The sequence below is a fragment of the Pseudomonas sp. FG13 genome, from assembly GCF_057809755.1.
Genome location: NZ_JBMDKO010000009.1, coordinates 69,902 through 86,537, shown reverse-complemented (window position 1 = coordinate 86,537; position 16,636 = coordinate 69,902). Strand labels below are relative to the sequence as shown.

The 16,636-nt window shown below is 61.7% G+C and carries 12 protein-coding genes; 6 read left to right on the top strand and 6 right to left on the bottom strand.

The window, feature by feature from the left end; all coding sequences use genetic code 11:
• Positions 1 to 5: 5 nt before the first annotated feature.
• Complete coding sequence (locus ACODTO_RS11055; protein ID WP_464710939.1) at positions 6 to 794, bottom strand: CPBP family intramembrane glutamic endopeptidase; 789 nt, start codon at positions 792 to 794, stop codon at positions 6 to 8.
• A 330-nt stretch (positions 795 to 1,124) separates the two neighbouring features.
• Positions 1,125 to 3,866: an aconitate hydratase AcnA gene (acnA, locus tag ACODTO_RS11050; RefSeq protein ID WP_175364237.1), complete on the bottom strand. Its 2,742-nt coding sequence runs from the start codon at positions 3,864 to 3,866 to the stop codon at positions 1,125 to 1,127.
• A gap of 172 nt (positions 3,867 to 4,038) precedes the next feature.
• Here acnA and rlmM point away from each other — a divergent pair, with 172 nt between their 5' ends.
• Together rlmM and tusA are read left to right on the top strand one after the other, a co-directional pair.
• On the top strand, positions 4,039 to 5,142 hold the full coding sequence (gene rlmM / locus ACODTO_RS11045) for a 23S rRNA (cytidine(2498)-2'-O)-methyltransferase RlmM (RefSeq protein ID WP_489106426.1): 1,104 nt from the start codon (positions 4,039 to 4,041) through the stop codon (positions 5,140 to 5,142).
• Positions 5,143 to 5,285: 143 nt separating this feature from the next.
• The gene (tusA, locus tag ACODTO_RS11040) at positions 5,286 to 5,537 is read left to right on the top strand and encodes a sulfurtransferase TusA (RefSeq protein ID WP_041023259.1); all 252 of its coding nucleotides are present in this window, start codon (positions 5,286 to 5,288) and stop codon (positions 5,535 to 5,537) included.
• Here tusA and ACODTO_RS11035 read toward each other — a convergent pair.
• Positions 5,534 to 6,937, bottom strand: coding sequence for an MATE family efflux transporter (locus ACODTO_RS11035; RefSeq protein WP_349629917.1), 1,404 nt, complete (start codon positions 6,935 to 6,937; stop codon positions 5,534 to 5,536). The genes tusA and ACODTO_RS11035 overlap by 4 nt on opposite strands.
• Positions 6,938 to 7,311: 374 nt before the next feature.
• Here ACODTO_RS11035 and pdxB point away from each other — a divergent pair, with 374 nt between their 5' ends.
• Entirely contained in the window at positions 7,312 to 8,454 is a 1,143-nt protein-coding gene (gene pdxB, locus ACODTO_RS11030) for a 4-phosphoerythronate dehydrogenase PdxB (protein ID WP_489106425.1), read from the top strand.
• Positions 8,455 to 8,691: 237 nt separating this feature from the next.
• Here pdxB and ACODTO_RS11025 read toward each other — a convergent pair whose 3' ends face one another.
• Complete coding sequence (locus tag ACODTO_RS11025) at positions 8,692 to 8,871, bottom strand: PA1571 family protein (protein ID WP_041023262.1); 180 nt, start codon at positions 8,869 to 8,871, stop codon at positions 8,692 to 8,694.
• A 258-nt stretch (positions 8,872 to 9,129) separates the two neighbouring features.
• On the opposite strand from ACODTO_RS11025, the gene ACODTO_RS11020 reads away from it, so the two are divergent.
• Positions 9,130 to 10,902, top strand: a complete 1,773-nt coding sequence (locus tag ACODTO_RS11020) for an ABC transporter transmembrane domain-containing protein (protein ID WP_139648822.1) — start codon at positions 9,130 to 9,132, stop codon at positions 10,900 to 10,902.
• Between the two features lie 96 nt (positions 10,903 to 10,998).
• Here the strand turns inward: ACODTO_RS11020 and ACODTO_RS11015 are convergent, their stop codons facing one another.
• Positions 10,999 to 12,927, bottom strand: a complete 1,929-nt coding sequence (locus ACODTO_RS11015; RefSeq protein ID WP_175363611.1) for a transglycosylase SLT domain-containing protein — start codon at positions 12,925 to 12,927, stop codon at positions 10,999 to 11,001.
• Positions 12,928 to 13,141: 214 nt separating this feature from the next.
• Here ACODTO_RS11015 and ACODTO_RS11010 point away from each other — a divergent pair, with 214 nt between their 5' ends.
• The gene (locus ACODTO_RS11010) at positions 13,142 to 15,061 is read left to right on the top strand and encodes an ATP-binding cassette domain-containing protein (RefSeq protein ID WP_139648818.1); all 1,920 of its coding nucleotides are present in this window, start codon (positions 13,142 to 13,144) and stop codon (positions 15,059 to 15,061) included.
• 121 nt (positions 15,062 to 15,182) lie between these two features.
• Here ACODTO_RS11010 and ACODTO_RS11005 read toward each other — a convergent pair whose 3' ends face one another.
• Positions 15,183 to 15,623 (bottom strand): universal stress protein, encoded by a 441-nt coding sequence (locus tag ACODTO_RS11005; protein WP_024777909.1) that lies wholly within the window; start codon positions 15,621 to 15,623, stop codon positions 15,183 to 15,185.
• Between the two features lie 102 nt (positions 15,624 to 15,725).
• Between ACODTO_RS11005 and ACODTO_RS11000 the strand changes: the two genes are divergently transcribed.
• Positions 15,726 to 16,163, top strand: a complete 438-nt coding sequence (locus tag ACODTO_RS11000; RefSeq protein WP_139648816.1) for a hypothetical protein — start codon at positions 15,726 to 15,728, stop codon at positions 16,161 to 16,163.
• Positions 16,164 to 16,636: the final 473 nt, after the last annotated feature.

The following is a 16,636-nucleotide window of genomic DNA, read 5'->3' as shown; positions in this document are numbered from 1 at the left end:
CGGTATCACGCCAGCATCGGGTAGGTAAACAAGGCGAAATGAAGCAGGTTGAGGCCGAAGTGGGTGGCAATTGCCGCGCCCAGGCCGCCGAAGCGATAGGCAAGGCCGTAGCCGATCCCCGCCAGGCCGGACAGCAGCACCCATTGCCAACCCGCGCCGGCGTGTACCAGGCCGAACAGCAGCGAGGCCAGGAGCAACGCCAGGTTGTCACCATGGGCCAGATGACTGAAGCGCCGGCTCAGGCTGCCTTGAATGTAGCCACGAAACAGCGCTTCCTCCACTACTGTCACCAGTAAAAGGTTGTTGGCGATCCAGAGCCATGCATGGTCCGGCCACTTCGGTGCCCAGTGGATCATCCCCAGCACGATCGCCCCACCCAGGGCCAATATCGCGCTCAGCGTCAGACCCAGGGCCGTGGCCAGGATCGATAGGCCAAACGGGCGCCGGCCGACGATCCATGGACACGCCAGCAACAGCCAGAAACCGATCAGCGGCTTGTCCTGATTCAAATACATGGCAAACGGTGCTGCGTCATCGGTCAGGCGATGGGCCGGGATCGCCCGTCCGTTGAAAAAGCCCGGCATCCAGTGCAGGGCCAGTGCCAGGGCTAGGACGAGGAAAAGAGCGTGACCGAGAAACCGGCCGACCGGTATCTGCCGCTGGCGGACTGCATAACCGGCCAGTAGCAACAGTGCGATTGAGATGGCGGCGGTCCAGGCCAGCTTTCCGTAGGCCAGGGCCAGGCAATAGCCAACGGACAGGAAGGCCAGGTAGGGCCAGGGCAGAGCAGGCATATAACATCCTTTTAAGGCTGTGAAGCTTTGGCGAAAATGGCCGGCGCGTCTACGACGTTGCCATGTCGCGCAAAGAGCACATATTTGTATCCATGCAGATTCATGCGTAGGCGTGGAAAATCAGCCAGCTGACTCAGATCCTTGAGTGCCGGCGGGGGAGAGTATAAGCGGAGCGATACAAAAAGCGGTGATTGATCTTGTGATTGATACTCTTCAGTCATGAACAGGGCTGTGGGAGCGGGCCTGCTCGCGAAAGCGCTGGTCCAGTCAATGCAGCAACAACAGACCGACTGCCTTCGCGAGCAAGCCCGCTCCCACAGGGATTACGCGTTAACCGGCAATCAATTGCCGCAGGACATAGTGCAGGATCCCGCCCGCCTTGAAATATTCCACTTCATTCAAGGTATCGATCCGACACAACACCTCGATCCGCTCCTGGCTACCGTCCTCGCGGGTGATGACCAGTGGCAGGTTCATCCGCGGCGTCAGTTCGACGTCGTTCAGGCCGAGGATATCCAGGGTTTCCTTGCCGGACAGGTTCAGGCTCTTGCGGTTCTGATCGAGCTTGAATTGCAACGGCAATACGCCCATGCCCACGAGGTTGGAGCGGTGGATGCGCTCGAAGCTTTCGGCGATCACCGCCTTGACCCCCAACAGGTTGGTACCCTTGGCCGCCCAGTCCCGACTGGAGCCGGTGCCGTATTCCTGTCCCGCGATCACCACCAGCGGCGTGCCCTTGGCCTGATACAACATGGCGGCGTCGTAGATCGGCATTCTTTCGCCGCTGGGAATGTAGATCGTGTTGCCGCCTTCCTCGCCGCCGAGCATTTCGTTGCGGATCCGGATATTGGCGAACGTGCCACGCATCATCACCTGATGATTACCGCGCCTTGAGCCATAGGAGTTGAAATCCCGGGGCTCCACGCCCTGTTCGCGCAGGTATCGCCCGGCCGGACTGTCGGCCTTGATATTGCCGGCCGGGGAGATGTGGTCGGTGGTGACCGAATCACCGAGCAGGGCCAGTACCCGGGCGCCTTCGATGTTACGAATGGCCGGTGGAGGTCCGTCGATGCCGTCGAAGAAGGGCGGGTGCTGGATATAGGTCGAGTCCGCCTGCCAGACGTAAGTCGCCGCTTGCGGCACCTCGATGGCTTGCCATTGCTCGTCACCGGCGAACACGGCAGCGTATTCCTTGTGGAACATGCCAGTGTCTACCTGGGCCACGGCGTCGGCGACTTCCTTGCTGCTGGGCCAGATGTCCCGCAGGTACACCGGATGGCCGTCGCGGTCATTGCCCAGCGGTTCGCTGCTGATGTCGATACGCACCGTGCCGGCCAGGGCATAGGCCACCACCAGGGGCGGCGAGGCCAGCCAGTTGGTCTTGACCAGCGGATGCACGCGGCCCTCGAAGTTGCGGTTGCCCGACAGCACCGAGGCCACGGTCAGGTCGGCTTTCTGGATGGCTTTTTCGATCGGGTCCGGCAAGGGGCCGGAGTTACCGATACAGGTAGTGCAGCCGTAGCCCACCAGGGCAAAGCCCAGTTGATCCAGGTACTCGGTCAGGCCGGCGGCCTGGTAGTAATCGGTCACCACCTTGGAGCCCGGGGCCAGGGAGCTCTTGACCCAGGGCTTGCGGGTCAGGCCTTTTTCCACGGCTTTTTTCGCCAGCAGCCCGGCGGCCATCATCACACTGGGGTTGGAGGTGTTGGTGCAGGAGGTAATGGCCGCGATCACCACCGCACCGTTTTTCAGGCGATGCGTATGGCCTTCGAACTCGTACTCGGCCTCACCCACCTGATCGGCATTGCCCACCGCCACGCCACCGCCGCCTTCGCTTTCCAGGCGACCTTCTTCCTTGCTGGTGGGCTTGACCTGCAGCCCCAGGAAGTCGCTGAACGCCTGGCCGACATTGGGCAGTGAAACCCGGTCCTGTGGGCGTTTCGGCCCGGCCAGGCTGGCTTCGACGCTGCCCATGTCCAGCTCCAGGGTGTCGGTGAACACCGGTTCCTTGCCAGGCAAGCGCCACAAGCCCTGGGCTTTGCAATAGGCCTCTACCAGTTTCACCGTTTCCGCCGGGCGTCCAGACAGGCGCAGGTAATCCAGGGTGACGTCGTCCACCGGAAAGAAGCCGCACGTGGCGCCGTATTCCGGGGCCATGTTGGCAATGGTGGCGCGGTCGGCCAGGGGCAGGTCGGCGAGGCCATCGCCATAGAACTCGACGAATTTGCCCACTACGCCTTTCTTGCGCAGCATCTGTGTGACGGTGAGGACCAGATCGGTGGCAGTAATGCCCTCGCGCAGCTTGCCGGTGAGCTTGAAGCCGATGACCTCGGGAATCAGCATCGACACCGGCTGGCCCAGCATGGCCGCTTCCGCCTCGATCCCTCCGACGCCCCAGCCCAGCACACCCAGGCCATTGATCATGGTGGTGTGGGAGTCGGTGCCCACCAGCGTATCGGGGAAAGCATAAGTGCGGCCATCTTCCTCCTTGGTCCACACGGTGCGCCCCAGGTATTCGAGGTTGACCTGGTGGCAGATCCCGGTGCCCGGCGGCACCACGCTGAAATTGGCGAAGGCGCTCTGGCCCCAGCGCAGGAAGGCGTAGCGTTCGCCGTTGCGCTGCATCTCGATGTCGACGTTCTGCTCGAACGCCTGGCGGCTGGCGAACTTGTCCACCATCACCGAGTGGTCGATCACCAGGTCCACCGGCGACAGCGGGTTGATCCGCTGGGGATCGCCGCCGGCCTTTTCCACGGCGGCGCGCATGGCGGCCAGGTCGACCACGGCCGGGACACCGGTGAAGTCTTGCATCAGCACTCGTGCCGGGCGGTATTGGATCTCGCGGTCGGAACGACGTTCTTTCAGCCACCCGGCCAGCGCCTTGAGGTCGGTGCCGGTGACGGTTTTTTCATCTTCCCAGCGCAGCAGGTTTTCCAGCAGCACTTTCAGGGACATGGGCAGCTTGTCCAGATCACCGAGGCTGCGGGCGGCATCCGGCAGGCTGAAATAGTGGTAGACCTTGGCGTCGACCTGCAATGTTTTAAGGGTTTTCAGGCTATCGAGGGATGGCATTGAAATCACTCCTTTGAGTCCGCACGGTTACGGACTGACGGGACGGACAGAGCCTTTAACCTAGCCCTGTTTCGAGCGTATGACTAATCACTGGACTCTATGGGCAGGTTCGGGGTTCCGAAGTCCGCTATCATGCGCCGATTTTCGTGACAGGCTTTGCTACGGAGTTTCAATGAACACGCTTTTCATGCACTGCCGCCCGGGCTTCGAAGGCGAGGTCTGTTCCGAGATCGCCGAACACGCCGCCAGACTCAATGTGGCCGGTTATGCCAAGGCCAAGCCGGCCAGTGCCTGCGCTGAATTCGTTTGCACCGAAGAGGACGGTGCCGAGCGGTTGATGCGTGGCCAGCGTTTCGCCGGCCTGATTTTTCCGCGCCAATGGGCCCGTGGCACCTTCATTGACTTGCCGGAAACCGACCGTATCAGCGTCATCCTGTCCCACATGGCGCAGTTTCCGGTCTGCGGCAGTTTGTGGCTGGAGGTGGTCGACACCAACGATGGCAAGGAACTGTCGAATTTCTGCAAGAAATTCGAAGGCCCGCTGCGCCAGGCGCTGACCGGCGCCGGCAAATTGGTGGATGATCCGCACCAGCCGCGCCTGCTGCTGACGTTCAAAAGTGGCCGTGAAGTGTTCCTGGGGCTGGCGGAAGCGGACAACTCGGCGATGTGGCCAATGGGGATACCCCGCCTGAAGTTCCCTCGGGAAGCACCGAGCCGCTCGACCCTCAAGCTCGAAGAGGCCTGGCATCACTTCATTCCACGGGAAGAGTGGGACGAGCGCCTGCACAGTGACATGACCGGCGTCGACCTGGGGGCCGCGCCGGGTGGTTGGACCTGGCAACTGGTGAATCGGGGCATGCTGGTGACCGCCATCGACAACGGCCCGATGGCCGAAAGCCTGATGGACACCGGTCTGGTGCAACACCTGATGGCGGATGGTTTTACCTTCAAGCCCAGGCAGCCGGTGGATTGGATGGTCTGTGACATCGTCGAGAAGCCGGCGCGCAATGCGGCGATGCTGGAGGAGTGGATCGGCGAGGGCCATTGTCGCGAGGCAGTGGTCAACCTCAAGCTGCCGATGAAGCAGCGTTATGCCGAAGTGAAACGCCTGCTCGAACGCATTGCCGATGGCTTCAAGGCCCGGGGGATCAAGGTGGAGATCGGGTGCAAGCAGCTGTACCACGACCGTGAAGAGGTGACGTGCCATTTGCGCCGGCTGGACAGCAAGAAGCCTGTGGGAACCAAGCCTGGTGGGAGCAAAGCTTTCTCGCGATGAGTCAACGCGGTCTTTCAGAATCGCGGCGCCCGCATCGCGGGCAAGCCTTGCTCCCACAACCTTGCTCCCACAGAACCGAAATATGCGGGCTTTGTTCCAACCCGACATTGCGCGACAATGCCGGCCAGTTTCAGGAGTAGAACATGAGTGAAATGAACGATACGCCGGTCGACGGCACGCTGGATGCCACGGGCCTCAACTGCCCTGAGCCGGTGATGATGCTGCACCAGCACATCCGCGACCTGGTGCCGGGCGGGCTGTTGAAGGTGATTGCCACCGACCCCTCGACCCGCCGCGACATCCCCAAGTTCTGTGTGTTTCTCGACCACGAACTGGTGGCCCAGGACGAAGTGGACGGTACGTACCGCTACTGGATCCGCAAGAAGCTCGCTTAGCCCATCGAACGGCTGATGCGGATCTGTTTGCGCGCGCTGCGGGCCAGACGGATCGACAGCATCAGCGCCGCGCAGCTCAGGCCCACGATCAGGCCTTGCCACAACCCGCTCGGGCCGTTGGCCGCGCCGAACCAGTTGGTCAGCCCCAAGGTGTAACCCACCGGTAAACCGATACCCCAATAGGCGAACAGGGTCAGGATCATCGTCACTCGTGTGTCCTGGTAGCCGCGCAACGCGCCTGCCGCGGTGACCTGGATCGCATCGGAAAACTGGAACAGCGCTGCGTATACGATCAACATCGAGGCGACGTCGATCACCACCGGGTCGGCGGTGTAGATCGCGGCGATGGGCCCGCGCAGGGCGAACATCAGGCTCGCCGACAGGCAGGCATACGCCAGGGCCGCGCCCATGCCCACGCCGGCGGCGAAACGCGCCTCGCGAGGCTGGCCCCGTCCCAGTGTCTGGCCGACCCGCACCGTTACGGCCATGGCCAGGGAGTAGGGAATCATGAACACCAGGGAACTGAAGTTCAGCGCGATCTGATGCCCGGCCACCACCGTGGCGCCGAGGCTGCCGATCAGCAGCGCGATCACCGCAAAAATGCTCGACTCGGCAAACACCGCGATGCCAATCGGCAGGCCGATGCCCAGCAGGCGTTGGATGACTGCCCAGCGCGGCCAATCGAAACGGCTGAATAAATGGCTCGACCGATAGGCCGGCGCCCAGCGTGTCCAGACGGCCATGCCCAGGGCCATCACCCACATGACAATAGCGGTGGCCCAGCCGCACCCGACGCCGCCCATGGCCGGTACGCCCAGGTGCCCGTAGATGAAGATGTAGTTGAGCGGAATGTTCAGTGCCAACCCGCACAACCCCAACACCATCGCCGGCCGCGTGCGGCCCAGGCCGTCGCTGAAGCAGCGCAGTACATGGTACAGCGCCACGGCCGGCAGGCCGGTGCCGATCCCTCGCAGGTATTCCATGCAAGGGCCGATCAGCTCCGGGTCCACCTTCATGATGTGCAGGATCGGCTCGGCACTGAACAGCGCCAGCGTTGCCATCAACCCGACCACCAGCGCCAGCCACAGGGCCTGGCGCACCAGTGGACCGATTTCGTCGAAGGTTCCGGCGCCGAAGCGTTGGGCGACTTTCGGCGTAGTCGCCAGCAGCGTGCCAGTCATCAATAGAAACACCGGCACCCAGATCGAGTTGCCCAATGCTACCGCCGCCAGGTCCCGTGGGCCGACACGACCGGCCATCACCGCATCGACGAAGCCCATGGCGGTGGTTGCCAGTTGCGCCACCATGATTGGCAGTGCCAGGGCCAGCAATGTCCTGACCTCCAGGCGAACCCGGGCCGGGCGGGAGAGAAGGGTGGGGGTGTCGATCACGGGATTCACAGGCGAAGCGTCCGAAAGATTAAGCGCAAGGCGGCGGATTCTACGCGTTGACGCCATGGTCAGGAAAAAAGCTGTGTTGGGGATTTGTAAGCGGTCCCTTGGGTGCGCAACCTGCGGGAGCAAGGCTTATCCCAATGTCGGCAAAAACCGTGGGAGCAAAGCTTGCTCGCGATAGCGGTAAGTCAGCCAGCAATAATGTTGGCTGGCCTGTCGCTATCGCGAGCAAGCTTTGCTCCCACGGCTTAACTGACCGACATTGGGATAGGCCTTGCTCCCCAGAGAGCTGCGACTGCCCGCTCACCGTCATTCACTTCCGGTAATGCGCAGACACACCGGAACGCCTACACTGCTCACCCCGCCAAAGGAGCTTTGCCATGCTGATCGTCGCCGACGAAAACATTCCCCTGCTCGATGCCTTTTTCAAGGGTTTCGGTGAGATCCGCCGGGTACCGGGGCGCGGCATCGATCGGGAGATGGTCGCGCAGGCCGACGTGTTGCTGGTGCGCTCCGTCAGCCGGGTCAATCGTGACTTGTTGGAAGGCAGCAACGTGCGTTTCGTTGGCACTTGCACCATAGGCACCGATCACCTGGATCTGGATTACTTTGCCGAGGCCGGTATCCGCTGGGCCAGTGCGCCGGGCTGCAATGCCCGGGGCGTGGTGGACTACGTGCTGGGCAGCCTGATGACCCTGGCTGAAATCGAAGGCGCGGATCTGCGCCAGCGCACCTACGGTGTGGTCGGTGCAGGGCAGGTGGGCGGTCGCTTGATCGATGTGCTCAAGGGCCTGGGCTGGGACGTGAAGGTGTGCGATCCACCCCGCCAGGCGGCCGAGGGCGGCGACTATGTGAGCCTGGAACAGATCATCGAGCAGTGCGATGTGATCAGTCTGCACACCCCTCTGACGCGCGACGGCGAGCAACCGACCTGGCATCTGTTCGACGAGCAGCGCCTGAACAACCTCAAGCCTGGCACCTGGTTGATCAATGCGGCTCGCGGGCCGGTGATCGATAACACCGCGTTGCGCAATGTGCTGTTGGAACGCGAAGACCTGCAAGCGGTGCTGGATGTCTGGGAACAGGAGCCCACGGTGGATGTGGACCTGGCCGACCTGTGCGTGATCGCTACGCCGCACATTGCCGGCTACAGCCTCGATGGCCGCCAGCGCGGCACGGCGCAGATCTATGAAGCGCTATGCGCGTTCCTGGAGACACCGGTTACAGTCTGTCTCGGTGATCTGCTGCCTCGGCCCTGGCTGGGCGGCATCACCCTGGACGCCGCCACCGACCCGGCCTGGGCGTTGGCCGCGCTGTGCCGCGGCGTATACGACCCGCGTCGTGACGATGCGGACTTCCGCCGTAGTCTGGTGGGAACCGTCAGCGAGCAGCGCAGTGCCTTCGACGCCCTGCGCAAACATTACCCGCCGCGCCGGGAGATCGACAGCTTGAAGGTGCGCATTGAAGGGCAATCAGCGGCGTTGCAGCAGATCGTGACCGCGCTGGGGGCCAACCTCGTCTAGGCGCGTAATACTGTCTACTTAAGATTCGTCTGGTTCATTGTGGCGAGGGGATTTATCCCCGTTGGGCTGCGCAGCAGCCCCACAAAATCCGAATGCAATCAACTTGGCACAATGCAGTGACAGTATCGGGGCTGCTTTGCAGCCCAACGGGGATAAATCCCCTCGCCACAGGGTGGTAGAGTCCATAGGCACAAAAAACCCGACATCAAGGTCGGGTTCAATCGAAGACGGGCTGTATCACTTTTGTTCGGCAGGCTTGACCAGTCGTTGTTCCAGTTCACTGCAGGCTTTCTGGATCATCTCTTCGGTGATCGGTACTTCGCGCCCTTGGGCGTCGATGAACGAGCAGCCCAGGGACTGGTCCGGTTGCGTGCGGATCACTTGAATCTTGTCGTCGCTGCTGTGTTGCAAGGACATGGCCTGTCTCCTCATCAGGTTTTAATGTCTACTGTACTGTCGTCAGGTGACTGAGAAATGACACTCCTTGTCGGTCATGACGACAGCTCTACTCAAACAGAAATACTTGTACGTTTCCAGTCAGACTTTAGACCGATACCATCTAGCGGGTAGTCGTCGCGTTCATATTTAACCTGACTCATTCTGATTCAATAAGGTTCCGCCGCGCTTCGGTGCCGTTGACCGGCCCTTTCCCTGTTGCATTATCGGACGTTACTGATGCTTTCCTCCCAACATCGCCGTGCCATCGGCCTGGCCAGTGGTTTTATCGCTCCTTACCGCAAGCAGGTCGTCGGCGCGTTGCTGGCGCTCATCGTCACGGCGGGCATTACCTTGTCCATGGGTCAGGGCATCCGGCTGCTGGTGGACCAGGGGTTCATGACCCGTTCTCCTCAGCTGCTGAACCAGTCCATCGGCTTGTTCATGGTGCTGGTGATAGGCCTGGCGATCGGAACCTTCTCCCGGTTCTACCTGGTGTCGTGGATTGGCGAGCGCGTGGTGGCCGACATCCGGCGACAGGTTTTCAATCATCTGGTGTACCTGCACCCGGGGTTCTATGAGAACAACCGCAGCTCGGAGATCCAGTCACGCCTGACCGCCGATACCACGTTGCTGCAATCGGTGATCGGTTCGTCCTTGTCACTGTTCCTGCGCAACGCCCTGATGGTGATCGGCGGCATCGTGCTGTTGTTCATCACCAACCCCAAGCTCACCAGCATCGTGGTGATTGCCCTGCCGCTGGTGTTGGCACCGATCCTGGTGTTCGGGCGTCGGGTGCGCAGCCTGTCCCGCCAGAGCCAGGACCGCATCGCCGATGTCGGCAGTTACGTTTCCGAAACCCTGGGCCAGATCAAGACCGTGCAGGCCTACAACCATCAGGTCCAGGATGAGCGACGTTTTGCTGTCACGGTGGAGCAGGCGTTCGACACCGCCCGCAAACGCATCGCCCAGCGGGCCTGGCTGATCACCCTGGTGATCGTGCTGGTGCTGGGGGCGGTGGGTGTGATGCTCTGGGTGGGTGGCATGGATGTGATCGCCGGGCGGATTTCCGGCGGTGAGCTGGCGGCGTTCGTGTTCTACAGTCTGATCGTCGGCAGCGCCTTCGGTACGCTGAGCGAGGTGATCGGCGAATTGCAACGGGCCGCCGGCGCGGCCGAGCGTATCGCCGAGCTGTTGCGTTCGCAGAACATTATCCAGCCACCGACCTCGGACCTGGTGACGTTACCGGAGCGGGTCCGGGGCGATCTGCGCCTTGAAGGCGTGCGGTTCTCCTATCCGTCCCGACCGGAAAGCTATGCGGTCGACGGCCTGGACCTGACGGTCAATGCTGGCGAAACCCTTGCCCTCGTCGGGCCGTCGGGCGCGGGTAAATCGACGGTGTATGACTTGTTGTTACGTTTCTACGATCCGGCACAAGGCCGGATTTTCATCGATGGGGTACCGCTGACCCAACTCGATCCGCTGGACCTGCGCCGTCATTTCGCCCTGGTTTCGCAGAATCCGGCGCTGTTCTTCGGCACCGTGGAAGAAAACATCCGCTATGGCAATCCCGACGCGACTGCCGAGCAGGTGCGCGAGGCGGCCCGGATTGCCCATGCCCACGACTTCATCGACAAAATGCCCGATGGTTACCAGACCCACCTGGGCGACGGTGGCCTGGGGCTATCCGGCGGCCAGCGCCAACGCCTGGCCATCGCCCGGGCGCTGTTGGTGGACGCGCCGATCCTGTTGCTGGACGAAGCCACCAGCGCCCTCGATGCGCAAAGCGAACACCTGATCCAGCAAGCCCTGCCCAACCTGATGAAAAACCGCACCACCCTGGTCATCGCCCATCGCCTGGCCACGGTGAAGAACGCCGACCGAATCGCGGTGATGGACCAGGGCAGGGTGGTGGCGGTGGGCACGCATCAGGAGCTGGTGGCCAGCAATGAGCTGTACGCGCGGTTGGCGGCGTTGCAGTTCAATGTGGGGCATGCGGCGGTGGTCGACTGATCGCACCCCCCCTGTGGGGATAAAGCTGACTAAAAAAATGCCCGTATCGTTTGATACGGGCATTTTTCTTTTCAGGCATGGCTTGCCGCTTGAGGCTCACTGATCGTCGAAATACCGCTCGTGCCAGTCCACCAGCGGTTGCGGCGAGTTGAGTTTCTGGCCGTAGATCACCGAGTACGACAAGACGTTCTGCACGTATTGGCGGGTTTCGTCGAAGGGGATGCTTTCGACCCAGACGTCGAAGCTCAGGTGGTCGGCACCGCGCAGCCACTGGCGTACGCGGCCGGGGCCGGCGTTGTAAGCGGCCGAGGCCAGGACGCGGTTGCCGTTGAACTGGCTGTGGACCTGGCTCAGGTACGCTGCGCCGAGCTCGATGTTCTTGTTCGGATCCAGCACCTGTTGGGGCGAAGCCAGGGGGATGCTGAATTTGCGCGCGGTTTCCTTGGCGGTGCCGGGCATCAATTGCATCAGGCCGGCGGCACCCACGCCGGAGCGCGCGTCATCCATGAAGGCGCTTTCCTGGCGGGTGATCGCGAACACCCAGCTCGAATGCAGGCCACGAGCCTTGGCTTCGCGCACCAGGGTATCGCGGTGCGCCATCGGGAAACGGATGTCCAGGTCGTCCCAGTACTTGGCCTGGCTGATGGTGCGGATGGCCGGGAAATACCATTTCAGGTCGTAGGCCAGCTTCGCCTGGGCGACCATTTCGTCCCGGCTGAAATGCCGGCTGACGTGATACCACTCGCGACGCCCATCTACGATCTGCCCGCGGGCGTGGAATTCCAGGGCCCGGCGAACGCCCGGTGTATTGCGCACTTTGTTGATCAATGCCTGGCTCAGCACCAGGGGCTTGTTGGCGAGCGAGTAGGGCGATTGGGAGCGGTCAGCGGCCAGGAAACCATAGAAATCCCGCTCGCGAGCCAGATGTTTGTAGAGCGTTAAGGCTTCGGGGTTCTGCGGTTGAGCCAGTTCCAGGCTGCGGGCCTGCCAGTAGCGCCAGCGGTTGGTGCTGGCCAGCGACTCGGGCAGGCGACGGGTCAACTGATAGGCGTCGTCCCAGCGGCCCAGGCGCAGCAGCAGGCGCAGGCGCCATTCCGAAACGGTGTCGTCCCGCAGCTCGGGGTCATATTGGGTCATCATCTCAAGGGCGCGACTGTCGAAGCGCTTGGCCAGGGTCAGGCCGATCTCCCGGGCGATGGCGACTTTTTCGTCGCGGGAAAAATGCATGGTGCTGGCATAGCCGTCCAGCAATGCCATGGCTTTATCCGGATCCTGGCGGGCGAGACGGCGCAGGCCGAGGCTGACGATATCGGACATCGGTTCATCGGCCGGGACGAAGCGCGAGGGTTGATTGAGCAGTTCAGGTTTCTGCGCCACGTCTACCAGCAATTTGCCGCGAGGGGCGAGGGTGACCAGGCCGCTGACCAGGCTGTTGGCCAGTGGATAATTTCGGGCCTGGGCCGCCAGTTTTGCGCGCTCCCAGCGCTTCTGCTCGGTCAACTGGCCTTGGGAGGCCCACAGGCCGAACAGCGCGTCGCAGGCCTGTGGTTGGGATTTACCGGTGAGCCAGAGCTTTTCAGTGTTGGCGTAGCCCTCGGCCTTGAGACCGTGGCTGAGCTGGTACTGGGCATTGAGGCAGTCCAGTTCGGTGAAGTTGAGCTTGGGGTCGTAATATTTGACGAAGGTCGCCCAGTCGCCGCGTTCGGCCAGCCAGCGCAGCCAACGCAGTTTCATCCAGTTGGCCTGGGGCAGGTCGCCGTGTTCGGCGAGGAATTTCTCGATTTCGGCGTTGCTCGCGCTCTTGAGGCGAGCGGTCAGTTCGTCGTAGGCCAGGTACGGCTCCAGCGGATAATCGCGCAGGGCCTCGCTATAGCGGAAATAGGGGCCGGTATCACCCTTGGCCAAGGCTCGCTTGGCTTCATCGTAATACTGGCGCTGGGTGGAAATATCCACCGCTTGAGCGGTTTGAACGGCAGTGGCACACACGAAAAAACAAGACAGAACAGTAATAAGGCGACTGCGCATGAGACATCCGGGCAGAAAAAAACATGAAAAGCCCAAGGGGTAACCCAGGGTAACTGTCTGTAGCTTAGCCTTTTGCCAGCAGCCGGCGAAAGCTTTGCGGGGCCGTCGGCGCAAGTTCGCAACATTTGTTATGCAGAGTGCTTCAACGACGAAAATGGCGGACCCCTGAAGTCTCATCTCAGGTAGAATGCGCGCCCGGTTTTTGGAGAAGCTCATGACCCTGCTCAAATTCAGCGATGTGTCCCTTGCTTTCGGCGCGATGCCGTTGTTGGACAAGGTGTCCTGGCAGATCGCCCGTGGAGAGCGGGTGTGCATCATCGGCCGCAACGGTACCGGCAAGTCCAGCATGATGAAGCTGGTCAAGGGCGACCAGAAGCCCGATGACGGCTCGGTCTGGCGTGCCCCCGGTCTGAAGATCGGTGAGTTGCCCCAGGAACTGCCGCTGGCCGACGAGCGGACGGTATTCGATGTGGTTGCCGAAGGCCTGGACGGTGTCGGCGCGCTGTTGGCCGAATATCATCACCTGAGCCAGAACATCGTCACCGATGCCGACCTGGAAAAGCTGATGCATGTGCAGCACGACCTTGAAGCCCGCGATGGCTGGCGTCTGCAGCAACTGGTCGACAGCACCCTGAGCCGCCTGCAACTGCCGGCCGACAAGACCCTCGCCGAGTTGTCCGGCGGCTGGCGTCGCCGTGTCCTGCTGGCCCAGGCCCTGGTTTCCGAGCCGGACCTGCTGCTGCTCGACGAACCGACCAACCACCTGGACATCGGCGCCATTGCCTGGCTTGAAGAAGCCTTGAAGGATTTCCAGGGGGCGGTGCTGTTCATCACCCACGACCGTTCTTTCCTGCAGAACCTGGCGACCCGCATCCTTGAGCTGGACCGTGGCGGCCTGATCGACTGGAACGGCGATTACGCCAGTTTCCTGGTGCACAAGGAAGCGGTACTGGCGGCGGAAGAAACCGCCAACGCACTGTTCGACAAGCGCCTGGCCCAGGAAGAAGTCTGGATCCGCCAGGGCATCAAGGCCCGTCGTACCCGTAACGAAGGTCGTGTACGCGCCCTCAAGGCTCTGCGCGTCGAGCGCAGCGAGCGCCGCGAGCGTACCGGCAAGGCCAATATCCAGCTGGAAACGGCTGAGAAATCCGGCAAGCAGGTAATGGTGCTGGAAAACGTCAGCTTCGCCCATCCCGGCGGCCCATTCCTGGTCAAGGACTTCTCCATGGTCCTGCAGCGCGGCGACCGCATCGGCCTGCTGGGTGCCAATGGCACCGGCAAGACCACCTTGCTCAAGCTGATGCTCGGCGGCCTGGTTCCGAGCAGCGGCAAGGTGGAAGAGGGGACGAAGATCGACGTCGCCTACTTCGACCAGTTGCGTCACCAGCTGGACCTGGAAAAGACCGTGATCGACAACGTGGCCGAAGGCCGCGACTTCATCGAGATCGATGGCCAGAGCCGCCACGTACTGAGCTACCTCGGTGATTTCCTGTTCAGCCCCCAGCGTGCCCGGACCCCGGTCAAGGCGTTGTCCGGCGGCGAGCGCGCTCGTCTGCTGCTGGCGAAACTGTTCAGCAAGCCGGCCAACCTGCTGGTCCTCGACGAACCGACCAACGACCTGGACGTGGAAACCCTCGAATTGCTGGAAGAGGTGTTGCTGACCTTCAACGGCACCGTGCTGATGGTCAGCCACGACCGGGCATTCCTCGACAACGTGGTTACCAGCACCCTGGTATTCGAAGGCGAAGGTCGGGTTCGCGAATACGTCGGCGGGTATCAGGACTGGCTGCGCCAGGGCGGCTCGCCGCGCCTGCTGGGCGTGACCGAGAGCAAGTCCGGCAAGGCCGACTTGAATTCGGCGGTGGTCAAGGCCGAGCCTGCGCCGGTTGCCGCTGCGGCGGCCCCGGCTCCGGCCAAGAAAAAACTCAGCTACAAGCTGCAGCGCGAGCTGGAAGCGCTGCCGGGCGATATCGATGCCAAGGAAGCACAGATCGCCGCGGTACAGGCCGAGATGGCCGACGCCGGCTTCTACCAGCGGCCGGCCGCGGAAACCGCCAAGGTGATTGCGCATCTGGAGCAGTTGCAGGCTGAGTTGGATGCGTTGGTGGAGCGTTGGGCAGAGCTGGACGCCTGATTTGAAAGGCAGCCCTTTGTGGGAGCGAGCTTGTTCGCGATCGCGGTGTGTCAGCTAACAGGGATGTCGACTGTGCTGACGTCATCGCGAGCAGGCTCACCCCCTCAGGGCTTCATAGCTGTTATGCGCGCTTGACCAGGTGCACCGCCAGCACATCGCAAGGTGCGCCATGCAATACGTCGTTGGCGGTGGAGCCCAGCAGCAGCGCCAGCCCATGGCGACCGTGGCTGCCGACGACGATCAGGTCGCAACCCTGTTCCTTGGCCAGGTGATGGATCTCCTGGCGCGGCTGGCCGTAGGTCAGGTGGCTGTTTTCCCGTTTCAGGTCCGGATACTTCACGATCAGGCGGTCAAGGCGTTCCTTGGCCTGATCGAACTGCTGTTGTTGCAGTTGGGAAAGGTCCATGGGGACATCGCCGCCAAAGGCCATGGCCATCGGTTCGACGATATGCACCAGTGACAGCTTGGTTTCTCGGCCATCGCACAGGGCGCGAGCGCGTTTGATGACGGGATCGCATTCTTCAGTGAGGTCGACGGCGACCAGGATGTGTTCGTAGTACATGAAAAGCACTCCAGAGAATGGCGATACGGTTAAGTATGGCTGGTTTCAAGCGCATTGACGGCGATATGGGTCAATGGCTCATCAGAATTCGGGAGTACTGATATGACGGTCTGGATAGTGGTGTCAATCCTGTTGGTGGTATTGAGCCCCCTGGCATGGTTGCGGCCGTCCCGTGTACAGAGTGGTCGCATGGCCCTGCGCATGGAGGCCCGTCGCCTCGGCCTGGCCATGCAATTGGCGCCCCAGGAATGGCCGCACTGGCTCGATTCCCAGCCGCCAAACCCTTGCGCGCAGTACCATCGGCCCCGGCGCGGCAAGCAGCCCGCCTGTTGGAGTTACTGGCAAAGCGCGCCTGGCGTTTGGGTCAATCAGTGGCGGGAAACTTGCCAGGACGAGTCGTTGCTCGAGCATTTCAGGACATTGCCAGCCAACGTCTACAAGATCGAAGCCGACCCGCAAATGATCACCCTGTATTGGGGCGAGAAGGGCGAGGCTACTGTTTTGCAGGATATTGCGGCGGTGCTCAAGGCCCTGGCCTGACCATAAAAAAGCCCGACAGTCTCGTCGGGCGGGTTGGCCAGGCAGGCCGTAAACCAATTCAATCCGGGTGTTCGTTCGTAACGTCCTCGCGCCAAGCGCTTTCATAACGTACCGCCAGCATAGCCCTTTGTATTCGTTGCGTCTGGAATTAGGGCGACTTTTCTAATTATTGATCTTATGAATGTCCGCACATGCAGCGTCGTGTTGCGGATCTGCAGGGTAATGGAAATGACCGTCAAGTCGCGTCCGAGCCCTTGTTTAGGGCGATTGACAATTGTCGGAAATTCCGTGAAGGTGACGTACCCAAATCAAACGGGCGTATGAATTGAGCGTTTGTATTTTCCGAACGTTCCTACAGAACCCCGACTATCGCGTTGACGGGTGTGCCTGGCGGATTGGCGTAGCATCGACGGTAACGTCAATGCCGAACCAGTGGTCAGCGTTCAACGTGTACTGTTCAGCTTCCATATCGT